16 protein-coding genes and 1 tRNA gene are annotated in these 17,510 nt (G+C 60.1%); 8 read left to right on the top strand and 9 right to left on the bottom strand.

The genetic code is table 11. The features are described 5' to 3' along the window. The first annotated feature begins 79 nt into the window (after window positions 1-79). The gene (locus AC4LFW_RS12130; RefSeq protein ID WP_491819280.1) at window positions 80-556 is read left to right on the top strand and encodes a bacteriohemerythrin; all 477 of its coding nucleotides are present in this window, start codon (window positions 80-82) and stop codon (window positions 554-556) included. A 122-nt stretch (window positions 557-678) separates the two neighbouring features. On the opposite strand, the gene AC4LFW_RS12125 is transcribed toward AC4LFW_RS12130, so the two are convergent. From AC4LFW_RS12125 to AC4LFW_RS12100, 6 genes are all read right to left on the bottom strand, one after another. Continuing rightward, on the bottom strand, window positions 679-975 hold the full coding sequence (locus AC4LFW_RS12125) for a winged helix-turn-helix domain-containing protein (RefSeq protein WP_491819279.1): 297 nt from the start codon (window positions 973-975) through the stop codon (window positions 679-681). Between the two features lie 69 nt (window positions 976-1,044). Then, window positions 1,045-2,427, bottom strand: coding sequence for a sodium:proton antiporter NhaD (nhaD, locus tag AC4LFW_RS12120; RefSeq protein WP_491819277.1), 1,383 nt, complete (start codon window positions 2,425-2,427; stop codon window positions 1,045-1,047). Window positions 2,428-2,784: 357 nt separating this feature from the next. Further along, complete coding sequence (locus AC4LFW_RS12115; protein ID WP_491819275.1) at window positions 2,785-5,619, bottom strand: valine--tRNA ligase; 2,835 nt, start codon at window positions 5,617-5,619, stop codon at window positions 2,785-2,787. A gap of 166 nt (window positions 5,620-5,785) precedes the next feature. Then, window positions 5,786-6,160, bottom strand: a complete 375-nt coding sequence (locus tag AC4LFW_RS12110; protein ID WP_491819274.1) for a DNA polymerase III subunit chi — start codon at window positions 6,158-6,160, stop codon at window positions 5,786-5,788. 102 nt (window positions 6,161-6,262) lie between these two features. Further along, the gene (locus AC4LFW_RS12105) at window positions 6,263-6,682 is read right to left on the bottom strand and encodes a DNA polymerase III subunit chi (protein WP_491819273.1); all 420 of its coding nucleotides are present in this window, start codon (window positions 6,680-6,682) and stop codon (window positions 6,263-6,265) included. A 22-nt stretch (window positions 6,683-6,704) separates the two neighbouring features. Then, window positions 6,705-8,198 carry a leucyl aminopeptidase gene (locus tag AC4LFW_RS12100; protein ID WP_491819272.1) on the bottom strand — a complete coding sequence of 498 codons (1,494 nt, stop codon included), beginning with the start codon at window positions 8,196-8,198 and terminating at the stop codon, window positions 6,705-6,707. 185 nt (window positions 8,199-8,383) lie between these two features. On the opposite strand from AC4LFW_RS12100, the gene lptF reads away from it, so the two are divergent. Together lptF and lptG are read left to right on the top strand one after the other, a co-directional pair. Beyond that, on the top strand, window positions 8,384-9,505 hold the full coding sequence (gene lptF / locus AC4LFW_RS12095; RefSeq protein WP_491819271.1) for an LPS export ABC transporter permease LptF: 1,122 nt from the start codon (window positions 8,384-8,386) through the stop codon (window positions 9,503-9,505). Further along, a complete protein-coding gene (gene lptG, locus AC4LFW_RS12090) occupies window positions 9,498-10,559 on the top strand; it encodes an LPS export ABC transporter permease LptG (RefSeq protein ID WP_491819270.1) in 1,062 nt (353 codons plus the stop codon). Before lptF ends, lptG begins: the two co-directional genes overlap by 8 nt. 57 nt (window positions 10,560-10,616) lie before the next feature. On the opposite strand, the gene AC4LFW_RS12085 is transcribed toward lptG, so the two are convergent. From AC4LFW_RS12085 to AC4LFW_RS12075, 3 genes are all read right to left on the bottom strand, one after another. Continuing rightward, window positions 10,617-11,114: an RDD family protein gene (locus tag AC4LFW_RS12085; RefSeq protein WP_491819269.1), complete on the bottom strand. Its 498-nt coding sequence runs from the start codon at window positions 11,112-11,114 to the stop codon at window positions 10,617-10,619. A gap of 97 nt (window positions 11,115-11,211) precedes the next feature. Continuing rightward, complete coding sequence (locus AC4LFW_RS12080; RefSeq protein ID WP_014853413.1) at window positions 11,212-11,424, bottom strand: cold-shock protein; 213 nt, start codon at window positions 11,422-11,424, stop codon at window positions 11,212-11,214. 438 nt (window positions 11,425-11,862) lie between these two features. Then, window positions 11,863-11,949: transfer RNA gene (locus tag AC4LFW_RS12075), tRNA-Leu, on the bottom strand. Window positions 11,950-12,062: 113 nt separating this feature from the next. Between AC4LFW_RS12075 and queA the strand changes: the two genes are divergently transcribed. From queA to secF, 5 genes are all read left to right on the top strand, one after another. Next, complete coding sequence (queA, locus tag AC4LFW_RS12070) at window positions 12,063-13,112, top strand: tRNA preQ1(34) S-adenosylmethionine ribosyltransferase-isomerase QueA (RefSeq protein ID WP_491819267.1); 1,050 nt, start codon at window positions 12,063-12,065, stop codon at window positions 13,110-13,112. 14 nt (window positions 13,113-13,126) lie between these two features. Then, the gene (gene tgt / locus AC4LFW_RS12065; protein WP_491820215.1) at window positions 13,127-14,242 is read left to right on the top strand and encodes a tRNA guanosine(34) transglycosylase Tgt; all 1,116 of its coding nucleotides are present in this window, start codon (window positions 13,127-13,129) and stop codon (window positions 14,240-14,242) included. Window positions 14,243-14,282: 40 nt separating this feature from the next. Beyond that, the gene (gene yajC / locus AC4LFW_RS12060) at window positions 14,283-14,612 is read left to right on the top strand and encodes a preprotein translocase subunit YajC (RefSeq protein ID WP_491819266.1); all 330 of its coding nucleotides are present in this window, start codon (window positions 14,283-14,285) and stop codon (window positions 14,610-14,612) included. Between the two features lie 67 nt (window positions 14,613-14,679). Next, window positions 14,680-16,548, top strand: coding sequence for a protein translocase subunit SecD (gene secD, locus AC4LFW_RS12055; protein ID WP_491819264.1), 1,869 nt, complete (start codon window positions 14,680-14,682; stop codon window positions 16,546-16,548). A gap of 12 nt (window positions 16,549-16,560) precedes the next feature. Beyond that, complete coding sequence (gene secF / locus AC4LFW_RS12050; protein ID WP_491819263.1) at window positions 16,561-17,469, top strand: protein translocase subunit SecF; 909 nt, start codon at window positions 16,561-16,563, stop codon at window positions 17,467-17,469. The last annotated feature ends 41 nt before the right edge of the window (window positions 17,470-17,510 follow it).

Raw genomic sequence — 17,510 nt, 5'->3', positions numbered from 1 at the left:
GCCGCTACTGATCGATGTCAATGGAAACCCGTCCCCGCTTGCCTAGACTTCGCGACTCACCACACCGCAGGGAGGCGACATGACATTTCTGGAATGGAGCGATGATCTCGATACCGGTATCGAGGTCATCGATGGGCAGCACCGCCGCATCGTTGACATGATCAACCAGTTGCACCTGGCCCAGCAGGGCAACCAGTCGCAAAACATCGGGCAGGTTATCGATGAACTGGTCGACTACACGACTTCCCACTTCGCCTTCGAGGAATCCATGCTCGAAGAGGCCGGCTATGTATTTACCAAAGCCCACAAGCGGGTCCATGAGGTATTCATCAAGCGCGTCGATGATTATCGGGCGCGTTACTCCCGGGGCGAGGATGTGACGGACGAACTCAAAGGGCTTCTTGGTCGCTGGCTGTTCGGTCACATCCGCAATGAAGATCGGAACTATGTGTCGGCTGTTGCCGAAAACCTGCGAAAGCTCTCGGCTGACCAGGCCGAAGGGGGTTGGCTGGCGCGGGCCAGGCGGCGCTTTTTCCGGACTGGTGGGGCCCGCTAGCGTTAGCGTTCGCCACGGTTTGGCTGAATCGGCTCCTGTCGATCGCTGGTTTCAGGCCTCGCCGCAATTCGCGGGCCTGCCAGTGACGATGCGCATTGCCCGTCGCTATCGGCGCACCGAAGTCATGGATAACCGAGCACCTGCTTGATCTGATTCAGGTTGCGCCCGATCCAATGTGAGTCAATCGCGCCCCAATCGTGAATACGGTAATGACCCGCGTTGTGCCGCTCACCGTCTTCCTGGCTGAAGCGGCAGTCGATATCCAGATCAGCCAATGCCGCCAGGGTGTCTTGCGCCGTCCGGCGCGGCATACCCGTGGCATCGACCAGTGCTGGCACGCTGGTGGCGGTGCCGCTGTGGATAAGCCAGGCGACATAGAGTCGCCGGTAGAAGCTGGTTTTGGTCTTGCTGACAATCATGGCGACTCCTTGCACAGCGTCGTGCGGACCGAGGCTGGATGGGTCAGCCTCGGCGACACCGGGGCAGGCTCAGCGTAGTGCGAGCATGCCGATATACGTGACGGCGCCTGCCGTGTAGCCGAGGAAGGCCAACAGGCTGACATGCTTGATGTACCAGGTGAAGCTGATCTTCTCCATGCCCATGGCAGCCACGCCCGCCGCGGAACCAATGATCAGCGTACTGCCGCCGGTTCCGGCGCAATAGGCAAGCATCTCCCAGAAATTCCCGTCGACCACGAATTGCGACAGCCAGGCTGCTTCGGCGGGCGTCGCTGCCTCCAGGGTAACGGGACTGACCAGCGGATACATCTTCATCGAGCCCGCCACCAGAGGCACGTTGTCCACGACTGCCGAAAGCAGGCCGATGGTGTAGTTGATCGGGTAGATGTGCCCCAGAGATTCACGCAAGGCTGTCGCAACCTGCGTCAGATGCCCGGCTGTAGCCAGTGCGGCGACGGCCAGCAGAATGCCGAGAAAGAACAGCACGCTCGGGGTGTCTACCTTGCGCAGCACGCCGACGACCGAGAGCGGGTGCTTGTGATCGTCTTCCTTCTCGCGGTGCAAGAACTCGGTGGTGACCCAGAGCACACCGAGTCCGAAGAGAATGCCCATGTAGGGCGGCAGGTGAGTGACGGTCTTGAAGATCGGCACGAATACCAGTGCACCGATACCGAGCGCCAGCACCAGGTTGCGCTCGAACGCCGTTGTAGTGGGCGGGTTGCTTTCGGCAAGGTGCGCACGGGCCCCTGGGCGAGGCACCTCGCCGCGCATGCGGAAGCTGAGGATCAGCAACGGGACCAGGAGACAGACCAGGCTGGGCAGGAACAGACCGACGATGACGCCCGAGGCGGTGATCTGGTTGCCGATCCAGAGCATGGTGGTGGTGACGTCGCCAATCGGGGACCAGGCGCCACCTGCGTTGGCGGCAATGACCACGACGCCGACAAACAACCAGCGCTCCGGTCGGCCGCGGATCAGTTTGCGCAACAGCGAGACCATCACGATGGTGGTGGTCAGGTTGTCCAGTGCAGCGGAGAGAAAAAAGGTCAGCAGTCCGATGATCCACAGCAGATGAACACGCTTGCGGGTCTGGATGCGGTCGGTGATGACCTTGAAGCCTTCATGGGAGTCGATCAGTTCGACGATGGTCATGGCGCCGAGCAGGAAGAACAGGATTTCCGAAATTTCGCCCAGGTGATGCCGCAGCGATTCGACGACTACCTCGGACGGGTTGCCGGCAGCGTGGCCGCCGCCCTGTAGCAGCGGGATGATCGAGTCGGCGCCCATCACGAGCAGCGTCCAACAGAGCACCGCGGTAAGGATCGCCAGCGCAGCTTTATCGATCTTCAGGGGGTGTTCGAAGGCTATGCATAGATAGCCAATGAAAAACACGACAGCCATGAGTATGTACATCGCAGGGGCTCCATAGTGAGAAACCAGACCAGGCTCGGCGGTGACGCCGGTAGCTCGGTGATGGCAGGCTCAAGATGGGCAACGGGCTATGCGAAGGGATGAAGCGAAAGGAACCGTAATACGGAAGGCTGCGTGCCAGCGTGTCAACGGTTGCACCGCAGGCGGCGCGTCTGATGACGAGACGGTGCGTGCTTACTTCATGTCGTAGAGCGCTCTGCGAAGTTCGGCCTGCCTAGATTAATTGTTTTATTCCGTGTGCGGCATAGTGTATCGGCCGGCTCGGTTTTTACTTGTTGTCGATCAAGTGCAAAAGCCTAAGCAAAAAGGCCAGCACCTAAGGTGCTGGCCTTTGCTCCGCTACAAGCTGGCGATGCGCTGGCGCTGCTCCAGCAGTCTGGCCCTGGCCTGCTCGGCCTCGGCCAGCTTGGCCCGCTCCTTTTCGATCACCTCGGCAGGGGCCTTGTCGACGAAGCCAGCATTGCCAAGCTTGCCGCCGACACGCTTGACTTCGCCATCCAGCCTGGCGATTTCCTTGTCGAGGCGAGCGAGCTCTGCGTCCTTGTCAATCAGGCCGGCCATCGGCACCAGTACCTGCATGTCGCCGACCAACGCGGTGGCAGACAGCGGGGCCTCTTCACTGGCTGCAAGAACACGAACGTTTTCCAGTTTCGCAAGCTTCTTGAGTAACGGCTCGTTCTCCAGCAGCCGACGCTGATCGGTGTTGCTGGCGTTGCTCAAGATCACGTCGATGCGCTTGGCCATGGAGATGTTCATCTCGCCGCGAATCTGGCGAATGCCGAGCATGAACGCCTTGACCCACTCGATATCCTGCTCGGCGGCCTCGTCAAGGCGCTCGGGGTTGAACTCCGGCCACGGCTGCAGCATCAGGGTCGGACCGGACTTGCCAGCGAGCGGCGCGACGCGCTGCCAGATCTCTTCGGTAATGAAGGGCATGAACGGATGCGCCAGGCGCAGCGCGGTTTCCAGCACCCGCACCAGGGTGCGACGGGTGCCGCGCTGGCGTTCGGCGCTGGCAGTCTCGTCCCAGAGCACCGGCTTGACCAGTTCGAGGTACCAGGCGCAGTACTCGTCCCAGATGAACTCATAAAGCGCCTGGGAGGCCAGGTCGAAGCGGAAGGCTTCGAGCTGGCGGCTGACTTCGCTTTCGGTGCGCTGCAGCGACGAGATGATCCAGCGGTCGACCGGAGAGAGCTCCACGGGCTCGCCATCGACACCCGTATCCTTGCCCTCGGTGTTCTCGAAAACGAAGTTCGCGGCATTCCAGATCTTGTTGCAGAAGTTGCGGTAGCCCTCGACGCGACCCATGTCGAACTTCACGTCGCGGCCGGTGGATGCCAACGAGCAGAAGGTGAAGCGCAGGGCGTCGGTGCCATAGCTGGCAATGCCCTCGGGAAACTCGGCACGGGTCTGCTTGGCGATCTTCTCGGCGAGCTTGGGCTGCATCATGCCGCTGGTGCGCTTTTCCAGCAGTTCGTCCAGGGTGATGCCGTCGACGATATCCAGCGGGTCCAGCACGTTGCCCTTGGACTTGGACATCTTCTGCCCCTGTCCATCGCGCACCAGGCCATGCACGTAGACGGTCTTGAACGGAATCTGTCCGGTCAGGTGGGTCGACAGCATGATCATCCGGGCAACCCAGAAGAAGATGATGTCGAAGCCGGTGACCAGCACGTCGGTTGGGTGGAAGGTCTTGAGGAACTCGGTCTGCTCGGGCCAGCCGAGGGTGGAAAAGGTCCACAGGCCGGAGCTGAACCAGGTGTCCAGAACGTCCTCGTCCTGACGCAGTTCGACGTTGTTGCACAGGTTGTGCTTGCTGCGAACCTCGGCCTCGTCACGGCCGACATAGACGTTACCGGCCTCGTCATACCAGGCCGGGATGCGGTGCCCCCACCACAGCTGCCGGCTGATGCACCAGTCCTGGATGTCACGCATCCAGCTGAAGTACATGTTTTCGTATTGCTTGGGCACGAACTCGATCTCGCCGCTTTCGACGGCGCGTATGGCCTTTTCCGCCAGCGGTTTGGTCGAGACATACCACTGATCGGTCAGCCAGGGCTCGATGATCGTCCCGGAACGATCGCCACGCGGCACTTTCAGCGCGTGATCGTCGATTTTCTCAAGCAGGCTCATGGCTTCGAATTCAGCGACGATGGCCTTGCGTGCATCGAAGCGGTCCATATGGGCATAGCCGTCAGGAAGGCTTCCATCTACCTTGTCGTTCGGCGTGCCATCGATATGGAACACCTGGGCGTGGGCGAGCACCGCCGCATTGCGATCGAAGATATTGATCAACGGCAGGTGGTGGCGCTTGCCCACCTCATAGTCGTTGAAATCGTGGGCCGGGGTGATCTTCACGCAACCGGTACCGAACTCGAGATCGACGTAATCGTCGGCGACGATCGGGATCAGGCGGTTCACCAGCGGCAGCATGATGTGGCGGCCGATCAGGTTCTTGTAACGCTCGTCATCGGGATGCACCGCGACGGCAGCATCACCGAGCACGGTCTCCGGGCGTGTCGTGGCGACGACCAGGTAATCCTTGCCATCTGCAGTCTTGCAGCCATCAGCCAGCGGGTAGCGCAGGTGCCAGAGATGACCCTTTTCGTCATGGTTCTCCACTTCGAGGTCGGAGATCGCGGTGTGCAGTTTGGTGTCCCAGTTGACCAGGCGCTTGCCACGATAGATCAGCCCGTCTTCGTGCAGCCGGACAAAGGCTTCTTTCACCGCATTGGACAGTCCTGCATCCATGGTGAATCGTTCGCGCGACCAGTCGACCGAAGAGCCCAGGCGACGAATCTGCCGGGTGATATTGCCACCGGACTGTTCTTTCCATTCCCAGACCTTTTCGAGAAATTTCTCGCGTCCAAGGTCGTGGCGGCTGACGCCCTGGGCTCCAAGCTGGCGCTCGACGACCATCTGCGTGGCAATACCTGCGTGGTCGGTGCCCGGTTGCCAGAGGGTGTTGCGCCCCTGCATCCGGCGCCAGCGGATCAGGGCATCCATGATGGCGTTGTTAAAACCATGCCCCATGTGCAGGCTGCCGGTAACGTTCGGCGGCGGGATCATGATGGTATAGGGCTCGCCTGAACCCTGGGGCGCGAAGTAGTTATTCGATTCCCAGGTCTGGTACCAGGAGGTTTCGATGGCGTGCGGCTGGTAGGTCTTGTCCATGCGGCGGGACCCTTAAAACGGCTAACGGAAAAGCGGGCAAGTATAAAGGCAAAGTAGCAGCAGGACGGAACCGCAATGGCCCTTTTATGCCCGGAACAGAACAGATGAAAGCGAACGGTGGCGATGCCTAACTGCGCCGTGTGTCGCCTGGCGCAGAAGTGGCGCCTTAAGGGCGGCGCGTCCTGATCAACTGCTCGGCGCGGCTTTCCAGGCGACGGCGCAACTCTGCCTCTATCTGTGGCACGAAATCGTCGATCACGTCTTGCAGCATCAGCTGCGCTGCCGTGCGCAGTTCATGATCAAGGTGTCGCTCGGCGAGCGTGCGGAACGCGGTGCGTACTGCAGGTTCACGGGGCTCGGGCGCTTGCTCTGGAAGGTCGACGGGGGTTAGCCCGGCTTCGACGACTTCTGAAAGCAAGGGGATGCTGGACGGGTCCAGGGATTCGGTGAGCTGGGAGGGCTCCTGATCGCCGAGCAGCGCGCGTATAGACTCCAGGTCGTCGAGCAGGTGGGTGGGCTTGTCAATTGGCGTGTGCGTCATAACGTGTTCCGGAATATTGAGCGTCCAGGCTGTTGTTGTCGCTCCTTGAAGGCGTGTACTGGTCCCATAAACCCTGGCACGCCGGCGCGCCAGGTGGCGATGCTAAAGTTCGACTCGCCTGGGATCATAGCCGCGCTGACGATACAGGCGGAAATTTCCCCGGCTGGCGTCCAGCAGTTCTGGCTGTTGGTTGACAATCTCTATCACGCGGCTGAACCGGTCGATATGCGGCGACAGGCTCGATGCGAGGTTTACCAACAATCCCTCGGTCGCCGCCGGAGTCTGTTCGGTGCCAACCACGACGGGCGCTTGCGGATCGTTTTCGTACAGCTCGTGCGGAATGAAGCGCTCGGCGCGAAATCCCCAGAGCAGCTCGTCCAGTTCGTTGCACTGCTGGCCGTCGTGGCAGCGGATGAACACCGACATGCCGTGCTGCCACCCCTTGCTCGCGAGCAGGCAGGCCGCGCGGAGGCGGCCGGTCGGTTCGCTGTCCGGCAATACGTAGAACTCGATGCGTGTCATGCCCGGGGCTCGCTCGCTGCGGTCATGCCTGTGCAGCTCGGTCCAGCAGGTACTGGGTCAGTAGCGGTACCGGTCGGCCGGTGGCGCCTTTTTCCTTGCCGCCACTGATCCAGGCGGTGCCTGCCACATCCAGATGTGCCCAGGGGTAAGCCTTGGTGAAGCGCGAAAGAAAACAGGCAGCGGTGATGGTGCCAGCCTTGGGACCGCCAATGTTGGCGATGTCTGCGAAGGGACTGTCCAGCTGCTCCTGGTATTCGTCGAAAAGCGGCAGTTGCCACGCGCGGTCATCCGCCTTCTGGCCCGCCCCGAGTACCTGCTGCAACAATTCATCATTGTTGCCCAGCAGGCCGGAGGTGTTGCTGCCGAGTGCGACAATGCAGGCGCCGGTCAGGGTGGCGATATCGATCACCGCGCGCGGCTTGAAACGTTCGGCGTAGGTCAGCGTGTCGCAGAGCACCAGGCGGCCTTCGGCATCCGTATTCAGGATCTCAACGGTCTGACCGCTCATGGTGGTGACGATGTCCCCTGGGCGAGTCGCGTTGCCGCTGGGCATGTTTTCAGCACACGCCAGCAGGCCCACCAGGTTGATGGGCAGCTGGAGTTCGAGCGCTGCACGGAAGGTGCCGAGCACGCTGGCAGCGCCACACATGTCGTACTTCATTTCGTCCATGCCCTGGCCGGGCTTGAGGCTGATACCGCCCGTGTCGAAGGTGATCCCCTTGCCGACCAGTGCGTAGGGCTGTTCGCCTTTCTTGCCGCCGTTGTATTGCATGACGACGATGCAACCTGGCTGATCGCTGCCCTGGGAGACTGCCAGGAACGAGCCGGCGCCGAGTTCGCGCAGCTTCTTTTCATCCAGGACTTCGACTTTCAGGCCCTTGAAACGCTTGGCCAGCTGCTTGGCCTGCTCAGCCACGTAGGTCGGGTGGCAGATATTCGGTGGCAGGTTACCGAGATCCCGCGCGAAGCTCATGCCCGCCGCGATCGCGGCGGCATGCCGGGTGGCCAGCTCAACCTCGGCCTGGACAGCCTTCTCGGTCAGGATGGTGATTTTTCCGAGGGCCGGCGCATCGCTCTTCTTGCTCTTGAACTGCTCGAAAACATACTCACCGTCGGCCAACACCTCGACAAGCATGCGGGTTCGCGCATAGGCGTCGCGTTCCTTGACCTGAACATCCTGCAGGGCGATTGTCGCCTCGCCTCCGCCAAGCCCTTTGAGAGCCCCAAAGGCGGCGCCGACAGCCTTGCGCCATTGGCGGCCGTCGAGCTCGCCTTCGGCTCCGGTGCCGACCAGCAGGATCCGGTCGGCCTTGAGGTTCGGCAGGGCATGCAAGAGCAGGGTCTGCCCCGGTTTGCCTTTCAGGTCGCCGCGCTTGAGTATCGCGCTGATAGCACCGCCGCTGGCCTGGTCGACGGTCTGGGCTGTTGCACCGAGCAGGCGGTCTTCGCTGACGGGCAGAACCAGGGTGGCAGTTTTGGCTGCAGCGGCTTTGGTGGTCTTTACAACAAATTCCATGGCGTCGAGTCCCCAAGACAAAGAGTCGGGTTTACAGGATAATGCCGGGCTTATTTTCCGGTGGTTCGTCCACCGGGGCGTTGGGACATGCTGCGTGAGTTCCCACGTCCTGTTGCGGGCGGACCGGCTACTGGCGGCTAGTTTGAGCGTAGCCGCCGGAGCCTGACAACCCTGGAGTGTCCGGTTTGATCGTCTTTCGTTACCTGTCCCGTGAGCTTCTGGTCACCATGAGCGCCGTCAGTGCCGTCCTGTTGGTGATCATCATGAGCGGCCGTTTCATCAAATACCTCGCGCAGGCTGCGCAGGGGCTGATCGATCCGGGTGTGCTGCTGATGATCATGGGGTATCGACTGCCCGGGTTCCTGCAGCTGATTCTGCCGCTTGGCCTGTTTCTGGGCATCCTCCTGGCCTACGGTCGGTTGTACCTCGATAGCGAGATGACTGTTCTTTCGGCCACAGGCATGAGTCAGCGCCGGCTGATGGTTTACAGTCTGGCGCCTGCCGCGCTGGTCGCTTTGCTGGTCGGCTGGTTGAGCATGGGGCTTGCCCCGCAGGGCGTGGCCCAGGTTGATCGCATTCTCAACGAGCAGGACTCGCTTACCGAATTCGATACGCTGGTGCCCGGACGCTTCCAGACGCTGCGTGACGGGACGCGTGTCACCTATACCCGTGAACTGACCGCAGACCGTACCCAGCTGGCCGGTGTGTTTATATCCGAAACCAACCTGTCGGGTGCCAGCGGAAAGCCGAGGGGGCTTTCCGTGCTGGTGGCAGAAAGCGGCCGTCAGGAAGTTCAGCCTGACGGCAGCCGTTACCTGATTCTGGAAAACGGATATCGGTACGATGGTAATCCCGGCCAGGCCGATTACCGTGCAATCCAGTACGACACCTATGGAGTGCTGTTGCCCAAGCCGGAAGTAAGCGTCGAAGTGAGTGAGCGTGAGGCGATGCCGACCCTCGAGCTGTTCGGTAGCGACAACGTCCGGCTGCAATCCGAGCTGCAGTGGCGTCTGTCTTTGCCTTTGTTGGTTTTCATCGTCACGCTGCTGGCCGTTCCGTTGGCAAAAGTTAACCCCCGCCAGGGGCGTTTCCTCAAGCTGCTGCCGGCGATCCTTCTGTACATGGCATACCTGGCATTGCTGATCGCTGCCCGGGGTGCGCTCGACAAGGGGCGAATCCCCATGGCGCTGGGGCTCTGGTGGGTACATGCGCTCTTTTTCTCGATCGGGATGCTGATGCTTTTCTGGGAGCCATTGACGCTCGCTGTGGCGAAGCGGCGCGCTGTCACCGGAGGTGCCCATGCGTAAACTCGACCGCTATATAGGCAGTCACGTACTGCTGGCGATCCTGGCTGTGCTTGGCATTATTGTGGGTCTGGCCTTGCTGTTCGCCTTCATCGACGAGCTCGGTGACGTCAAGGGTAGTTACGGCACCCTGGACGCTGCCATCTATGTGCTGTTGACGACGCCGTCACGTATCTACGAAATGCTGCCGATGGCGGCGTTGATCGGCTGCCTGATCGGGCTCGGGACGCTGGCCAGCAGCAGCGAACTGACCATCATGCGCGCCGCCGGAGTGTCGCTTGGGCGTATCGTGCTTGCCGTGATGAAGCCGATGCTGCTGCTTATGCTGATCGGCGTGGCGATTGGCGAGTATGTGGCGCCCTGGAGCGAGAATATCGCCCAGTCCAACCGTGCATCAGCTCAAGGGGCTGGCGAAGCGCAAAGCAGCAAGCGTGGCCTCTGGCATCGCCAGGGTGATGAATTCGTACATATCAACGCCGTGCAGCCGGGCGGCTTGCTGCTGGGTGTCACTCGATATCAGTTCGATGATCAGCGGCAGCTGCTGTCGGCCAGCTTTGCTCGCAGAGCCCTCTACCAGGACGGTCATTGGTTGCTCCGCGACATCTCGACGACCCGCTTCCAGGGGGACCATACGGAAGTAGTCGAGGTGCCCGAGGAGCGCTGGGACGTCCAGCTTACGCCGCAATTGCTGAGTACTGTTGTGATGGAGCCGGACGCTTTGTCGGTTACCGGGTTGTGGCGCTACATCCATTACCTGGGGGAGCAGGGTCTGAACAATGGCCGCTACTGGTTGGCGTTCTGGACCAAGGTGCTTCAACCGGCGGTGACTGTTGCACTGGTATTGCTGGCCATCTCGTTCATCTTTGGTCCGCTGCGGTCGGTAACCCTGGGGCAGCGGATATTTACTGGCGTCATCGTTGGCTTCGTCTTTCGCATCCTTCAGGATCTGTTGGGGCCTGCCAGCCAGGTGTTCGGGTTTTCGCCTCTGCTTGCAGTGGCCGTGCCGGCGGCTGTCTGCGCGCTGGCTGGTCTGTTTCTCTTGCGCAGGGCTGGCTGAGCCTGGTTTCCGGACAAGAGGGTTTTAAGCCCTCTTTCAGGCTCGCCATGGGCGCGGCTATTTCTTGTGAATATTTTTTGGCAGCTGAACGACCTGGCTCTCTGAGTAGATGTCGTGCCAGGTCCTGCGTTGCTTGTCCCAGAGCATCCACCAATAACCCATGCCCAGCGCGAGCCAGGACATGATCGCTATCAAAAAGCGGAGCAGGGCCTGCCAGAGGTCAATGGCGGTGCCGTCCGCATTCTGGATGCGCACACCCCACACCTGCATACCCAGTGTCTGTCCGTTGTGGGTCCAGAACTTGGCGAAGAAGGCAAATACCGTAAAGAAAAGTAGCGTCGATAGGATCGGGTCGATATCAAGCCCGCCGGATTGCGCAAGCGCCTTGAGCTCTTCGCTGCCATAAAAGGCTCGCAGGATCACCTGCTGATAGAGCAGCGTCACGACCATCATCAAGGCGATCGACAGGGAGCAGTCATAGAAGAGGGCGGCGAGTCGGCGTATCAGGCCTGCCGAAGGGAACTGGCCCTGCGGGCTGAGCGGATGGGGTTGCATGTTGAATCTCGCTGGGAAAGGCGGTCGCGCATTCTAGAATATCGCGCGCATAAAAAAGCCCCTGATGGCAGCATCAGGGGCTTTTTCGGAGCGGGGCTTATTCCTGGATTTGAACCTGGTCAGCCTGCATGCCCTTTTGACCTTGCACAGCGATGAAGCTGACCTTCTGGCCTTCTTTCAGGCTCTTGAAGCCGTTGCCTTCGATCGCGCGGAAGTGCACGAACAGATCCGGACCGCTTTCAGGAGTGATGAAACCAAAACCTTTCTCGTCGTTAAACCACTTGACGGTACCGTTCTGACGATTCGACATAGCTTTGTATCCTTGAAACTCAATAGTAGAAACGCACCTGCCAACGGCAGGAAGCGGTGACTGGTTGCAAGGAGTAAAGAGTCGAACGGGATGTAGCGGATCTAGAGATCTACTGCACCAGGTCACGATTCGGCGACCCATGCAAACACAGTGGACACACTCTACGATAACTCGCGGGCCGATGCCAAGCCCTCGGAGTCATAGAATGTGGCCACTGCGAGTAAGGCTATTGAGCGTCTTACGCTATCGCCGATGTTCGTTTTTTGCTGTTCGATCCAGGTCGTTCTAGCGCCTTGCCTCGAAGCGCTGCGCTGCACCTGCTTGATGCTTTGCCTGGGCTGGCTGAAGTCGAAGTTTCAGCATACCGCTGGGTGAAGCCGCTGTATCGATGCGGTCCCCTTTGCCAGAGGAGGGCAGTTGCCTCTGGCCACTGATTCATGGTGCCTCGAGAGAGACTCGAACTCTCACGTTGTTACCAACGGCGGATTTTGAATCCGCTGCGTCTACCGATTCCGCCATCGAGGCACAGTGGCGGCGAAGTATAGGGATGCAGCAGGGAGCGGTCAATCGTCTGGCGTGGTCAGATTGCAGTGTTTCCGCTAAGCTTTGCGCCCCTTGAGCCTGCCTGCCGATCCTTTATGCAAGTCTCTGATTTTTCTTTCGAGCTTCCCGATGCTCAAATCGCTCGGCATCCGCTGGCTGAGCGTCGTGCCAGCCGGCTACTGATGCTCGATGGCGAGACCGGACGGTTAGCCCATCACCGCTTTGCCGAGCTGCTCGACTACGTGCGTCCCGGTGACCTGATGGTGTTCAACAATACGCGAGTCATTCCAGCGCGCCTGTTCGGGCAGAAGGATACCGGCGGCAAGGTTGAAATACTGATTGAACGCGTTCTGGATGAACGTCGCGTATTGGCGCACATCCGTTCGAGCAAGTCACCCCGGCCTGGTGCCGTGATCCGCATCGATGGGGGCGGTGAAGCGTCGATGCTGGCCAGGCATGACGCATTGTTCGAACTTGAATTCAGCGAAACGGTACTGCCTCTACTTGATCGTGTCGGGCACATGCCGTTGCCTCCTTATATAGACCGGCCGGATGAATCCGCTGACCGTGAGCGCTATCAGACGGTGTATGCGCAAAGAGAGGGCGCTGTGGCAGCTCCGACCGCAGGCCTGCATTTCGATGCCGAGCTGCTCCAGGCGCTAGATGACAAAGGCGTACAGCGTGCCTTCGTGACCCTGCATGTCGGCGCCGGCACCTTCCAGCCGGTTAGGGTTGAGCGCATCGAAGAGCATCACATGCACCGCGAGTGGCTTGAGGTCAGTCAGGAAGTCGTCGATGCGGTAGCAGCCTGCCGGGCGAGCGGCGGCAGGGTGATTGCGGTTGGCACTACCAGTGTGCGTTCGCTGGAAAGCGCTGCGCGAGACGGCAGGCTCAAACCATACAGCGGCGATACAGACATCTTTCTCTATCCCGGCAAGCCCTTTCATGTCGTGGATGCGCTGGTAACCAACTTCCATTTGCCGGAGTCGACCCTGCTGATGCTGGTTTCGGCTTTTGCCGGTTATCCCGAGACAATGGCTGCCTACGCAGAGGCGATCGCCCAAGGGTATCGCTTCTTCAGTTATGGGGACGCCATGTTCATCACGCGCAATCCGGCCCCACTCGGCCCCGAGGACACCCAATGAGTCGTACCTGCCACATGTCTTTCGAACTGCTCGCGACCGAGGGGCGTGCTCGCCGCGGTCGCCTGACCTTTCCCAGGGGAACGGTGGAAACCCCAGCGTTCATGCCGGTGGGTACTTACGGTACCGTCAAGGGCATGTTGCCTGCCGATATCGAGGGGATTGGTGCCCAGATCATTCTTGGCAATACATTTCACCTGTGGCTGAGGCCAGGTACGGAAGTGATCAAGGCGCACGGTGATCTGCATGACTTCATGCAGTGGCAGGGCCCGATCCTGACTGATTCGGGTGGTTTCCAGGTGTTTAGTCTGGGGGCGATGCGCAAGATCAAGGAGGAGGGTGTCTATTTCTCTTCGCCGGTCGACGGCGCGAAAGTCTTCATGGGGCCGGAAGAATCGATGCAGGTGCAGCGTGATCTTGGATCGGACATCGTGATGATCTTTGATGAATGCACGCCCTATCCGGCCGACGAAGAGGTTGCGCGGCGCTCGATGGAGCTTTCGCTGCGCTGGGCAAGGCGCTCGAAAGACGCCCATGGCGAGAGCTCGGCCGCGCTGTTCGGCATTGTCCAGGGTGGCATGCATGAGTCGTTGCGTATGCGTTCGCTCGAGGGGCTGTGCGACATCGGTTTCGATGGGCTGGCGATCGGTGGATTGTCTGTTGGTGAGCCGAAAGAAGAGATGATTCGCGTGCTGGATTTCCTTCCGCCACAGATGCCGGCCGACAAGCCGCGTTATCTGATGGGCGTGGGTCGGCCGGAAGACCTTGTCGAAGGTGTTCGCCGGGGCGTGGACATGTTCGATTGCGTGATGCCGACCCGCAACGCACGCAATGGTCACTTGTTCGTTGATGGCGGAGTGGTCAAGATCCGCAACGCCATGCACCGCTTCGATACGTCATCGCTGGATGCCGGCTGCGATTGTTACACATGCAAACACTTCTCCAGGGCGTACCTGCATCATCTGGACAAGTGCGGAGAAATGCTGGGCAGCATGCTCAATACGATACATAACTTGCGCCATTATCAGCGGCTGATGGCTGGTTTACGCGATGCTATCCAACAGGGTACATTGGCGGCCTTTGTCGACGCCTTCTATGCCAAGCGCGGCCTGCCAACCCCGCCGCTTGCGTGACGAATTCATAACTAACTGATCTCTACAACAGGAGTGCTACATGAGCTTTCTGATTCCCGCCGCCCATGCCCAAGAGGCTGCTGCCGGTCCCGCTGGTAGCGGCTTCGAATGGCTGTTTCTGGTCGGCTTCCTGGTCATCTTCTATCTGATGATCTGGCGCCCCCAGGCCAAGCGCGCAAAAGAGCACAAGAATCTGATCGGCGGCCTGCAGAAGGGCGACGAAGTGGTCACCTCAGGTGGTATCGCCGGCAAGGTCACCAAGGTCTCCGATGACTTCGTCGTTATTGAGGTTTCCGATTCGGTGGAGCTGAAATTCCAGAAGGTGGCCATCGCTGCAACGCTGCCAAAAGGCACGCTCAAAGCCATCTGAGCTGATTTCTACTCAACACCAACGACGGGGCGCGCAAGGCGCCCCGCGTCATTAGACGGGCTGCGTCATGCTCAATAGATTCCCTATTTGGAAATACCTGCTGATCGTGGTGGTGCTTGGCATCGCCCTGGTCTACTCGGCGCCCAACCTGTACCCGGACGACCCCGCGGTGCAGATCACCGGCGCCAATACCTCGCTCAACGTCACCGAGGCAGACCTGGACAAGGCCCGCAAGGCTCTGGTCGAGGCAGGCATAGAGGTCAAGGCTGCCGGTCTGGACGAGCAGGGTCGCGGCGGCCTCCTGCGGTTGAACGATCAGGACGACCAGCTGCCGGCCAAGGATGTGGTTCGCCGGGCTCTTGGCGACGCTTACGTGGTGGCGCTGAACCTGGCGCCAACGACACCGGAGTGGCTGCGCAACCTGTCCGCCAGTCCGATGAAGCTGGGCCTCGACCTCTCCGGCGGCGTGCATTTCCTGCTCGAAGTCGACATGGAAAAGGCCATCGAAACGCGCCTGAATGTCTACGAGGGCGAGGTGAAGTCGCTTCTACGCAAGGAGCGGGTGCGCTATCGCAGCTTGCCCCAGACCGAGAATGCGGTGCAGCTCGGCTTTGCCGATGAGCAAGCTCTTGCTGCGGCTCAATCGCTGATCCGCAAGAATTTCACCGATTTCGAGCTGACGACTTCCGAGCGCAACGGTCAGCAGGTGTTGCGCCTGGCAATTACCGAAGCCAAGTTGGCTGAGATCCGTGAGTATTCGATCAAGCAAAACCTTACAACTGTGCGCAATCGGGTCAACGAGTTGGGTGTGTCCGAACCGCTGGTCCAGCGCCAGGGTGCCAACCGTATCGTCGTGGAGCTGCCAGGCGTGCAGGACACTGCCGAGGCCAAGCGTATCCTCGGCAAGACCGCCAACCTCGAGTTCCGTCTCGCTGCCGAGGCCGATGCGCCGCGAGCCACGACGGAAAGCTTCGAGTTTCGCCAGGAAGGTCGCCCGCCTGCACAGCTGGAACGCAGTCTGATCATCACCGGCGACCAGGTGACCGATGCGCAGGCCAGTTACGACGAGAATGGCCGTCCGCAGGTCAACATCCGTCTGGATGGCCATGGCGGCGATCTGATGAATCGTGCGACCCGCAATAACGTCGGTCGCAGCATGGCGGTGATCTTTATCGAGCAGCGTCCGACCACCCGCTACGTCAAGCAGATGGTTGATGGCGTCGAGCAGGAGGTGCGTGTCGAGACCTTCCAGGAAGAGAAAAAAATCATCAGCCTGGCCACCATCCAGTCCCCCCTGGGCAGCCAGTTCCGTATCACCGGGCTCGATGGTCAGGGCGAGTCGTCCGAGCTCGCTTTGCTGCTCCGTGCGGGAGGCCTTGCGGCGCCCATGTACTTTGCAGAAGAACGCACCATCGGTCCAAGCCTGGGGGCGGAGAACATACAGCTGGGTGTCGAGGCAGCGCTGTGGGGCTTTCTCTTCGTGTCCATATTCATGGTGCTGATCTACAAGTTCTTCGGTGTGCTGGCGACGGTTGCGCTGCTGTTCAACATGGTGGTGCTGACTGCGCTGATGTCCTTGCTCGGTGCGACGCTGACCTTGCCAGGGATCGCCGGTATCGTGCTGACCATGGGTATGGCGGTGGATGCCAACGTGCTGATCTTCTCGCGTATTCGCGAGGAGATTGCCAACGGTATGTCCATCCAGCGGGCCATTCACGAGGGGTTCGATCGGGCGTTCTCCGCAATCGTCGACGGCAACCTGACCACTTTGCTGGTAGGCGGGATCTTGTTCGCAATGGGAACCGGGCCGATCAAGGGCTTCGCTGTGACGCTCTCGCTGGGGATCCTGACGTCCATGTTCACCGCAATCGTCGTGACCCGCGCCATGGTCAACCTGATCTACGGCGGCCGCGATCTCAAGAAGTTGTGGATTTAAGGGGCTAGCACGATGAAACGCGTTATCAATTTCATGGGTGTGCGCTATATCGCCTTCGCCCTGACGGTACTGCTCACGCTTGTATCCCTCGGTAGCCTTGCCGTAAAGGGGCTTAATTTCGGGCTTGACTTTACTGGCGGGACCCTGATCGAGCTGTCCTACGAGCAGCCGGTCGCCCTGGATCAGGTGCGCTCACAACTGGTGGGTTCGGGCTTCAGCGATGCGGTGGTGCAGAGTTTCGGTGCGACCACGGATGTTCTGGTACGCATGCCTGGTGATGATCCGCTACTGGGCGAGCGCATTGCTGAGGTCTTGCGTGGCGGCGAGACAGGCAGCGCCGTGACGGTAAAGCGTGTCGAGTTCGTCGGGCCGGCCGTGGGCGAAGAGCTGCGTGACCAGGGTGGATTGGGCATGCTGCTTGCTTTGGGCGGCATTCTGGTCTACGTCGCTTTCCGCTTTCAATGGAAGTTCGGTCTGGGAGCGGTGTTGTCGCTCTTCCACGATGTAATTCTGGTGCTGGGCGTCTTTTCGCTGTTCCAGATCTCGTTCGACCTCACCGTGCTGGCTGCGGTACTCGCGGTGATCGGCTACTCGCTGAACGACACCATTGTCATCTTTGACCGGATCCGTGAAAACTTCCGCATGTTGCGCAAGGCCGAGTTGCTCGAGAACATCAACATCTCTACTACGCAAACACTGCTGCGGACGCTGGCCACCTCGGTATCGACGTTGCTTGCGGTGGGCGCATTGATGTTCTTTGGCGGTGAAAACCTCTGGGGCTTCTCACTTGCCTTGCTGATTGGTGTCGGCGCAGGCACCTATTCATCGGTCTATGTGGCCGGCATGTTACTGGTGTGGCTGAAACTCACCCGTGAAGATCTGATTCCTCCAGTTGTCGAAGAGGTCGATGATCTCCCCTGATCCTGATCACCAGGCGAAGCGGAAGGCCAGACGGGCAACTG

This window comes from Stutzerimonas sp. C6.4V (genome assembly GCF_058536345.1).
The sequence above is the reverse complement of the archived record's forward strand: the minus strand, read 5'-3'. Positions and strand labels throughout refer to the sequence as shown.

Coding starts and splice junctions, on each gene's coding strand:
- AC4LFW_RS12130 (WP_491819280.1), top strand. CDS start 80: ATGACATTTCTGGAATGGAGCGATGATCTCGATACCGGTATCGAGGTC.
- AC4LFW_RS12125 (WP_491819279.1), bottom strand. CDS start 975: ATGATTGTCAGCAAGACCAAAACCAGCTTCTACCGGCGACTCTATGTC.
- nhaD (WP_491819277.1), bottom strand. CDS start 2,427: ATGTACATACTCATGGCTGTCGTGTTTTTCATTGGCTATCTATGCATA.
- AC4LFW_RS12115 (WP_491819275.1), bottom strand. CDS start 5,619: ATGGACAAGACCTACCAGCCGCACGCCATCGAAACCTCCTGGTACCAG.
- AC4LFW_RS12110 (WP_491819274.1), bottom strand. CDS start 6,160: ATGACGCACACGCCAATTGACAAGCCCACCCACCTGCTCGACGACCTG.
- AC4LFW_RS12105 (WP_491819273.1), bottom strand. CDS start 6,682: ATGACACGCATCGAGTTCTACGTATTGCCGGACAGCGAACCGACCGGC.
- AC4LFW_RS12100 (WP_491819272.1), bottom strand. CDS start 8,198: ATGGAATTTGTTGTAAAGACCACCAAAGCCGCTGCAGCCAAAACTGCC.
- lptG (WP_491819270.1), top strand. CDS start 9,498: ATGCGTAAACTCGACCGCTATATAGGCAGTCACGTACTGCTGGCGATC.
- AC4LFW_RS12085 (WP_491819269.1), bottom strand. CDS start 11,114: ATGCAACCCCATCCGCTCAGCCCGCAGGGCCAGTTCCCTTCGGCAGGC.
- AC4LFW_RS12080 (WP_014853413.1), bottom strand. CDS start 11,424: ATGTCGAATCGTCAGAACGGTACCGTCAAGTGGTTTAACGACGAGAAA.
- queA (WP_491819267.1), top strand. CDS start 12,063: ATGCAAGTCTCTGATTTTTCTTTCGAGCTTCCCGATGCTCAAATCGCT.
- tgt (WP_491820215.1), top strand. CDS start 13,127: ATGTCTTTCGAACTGCTCGCGACCGAGGGGCGTGCTCGCCGCGGTCGC.
- yajC (WP_491819266.1), top strand. CDS start 14,283: ATGAGCTTTCTGATTCCCGCCGCCCATGCCCAAGAGGCTGCTGCCGGT.
- secD (WP_491819264.1), top strand. CDS start 14,680: ATGCTCAATAGATTCCCTATTTGGAAATACCTGCTGATCGTGGTGGTG.
- secF (WP_491819263.1), top strand. CDS start 16,561: ATGAAACGCGTTATCAATTTCATGGGTGTGCGCTATATCGCCTTCGCC.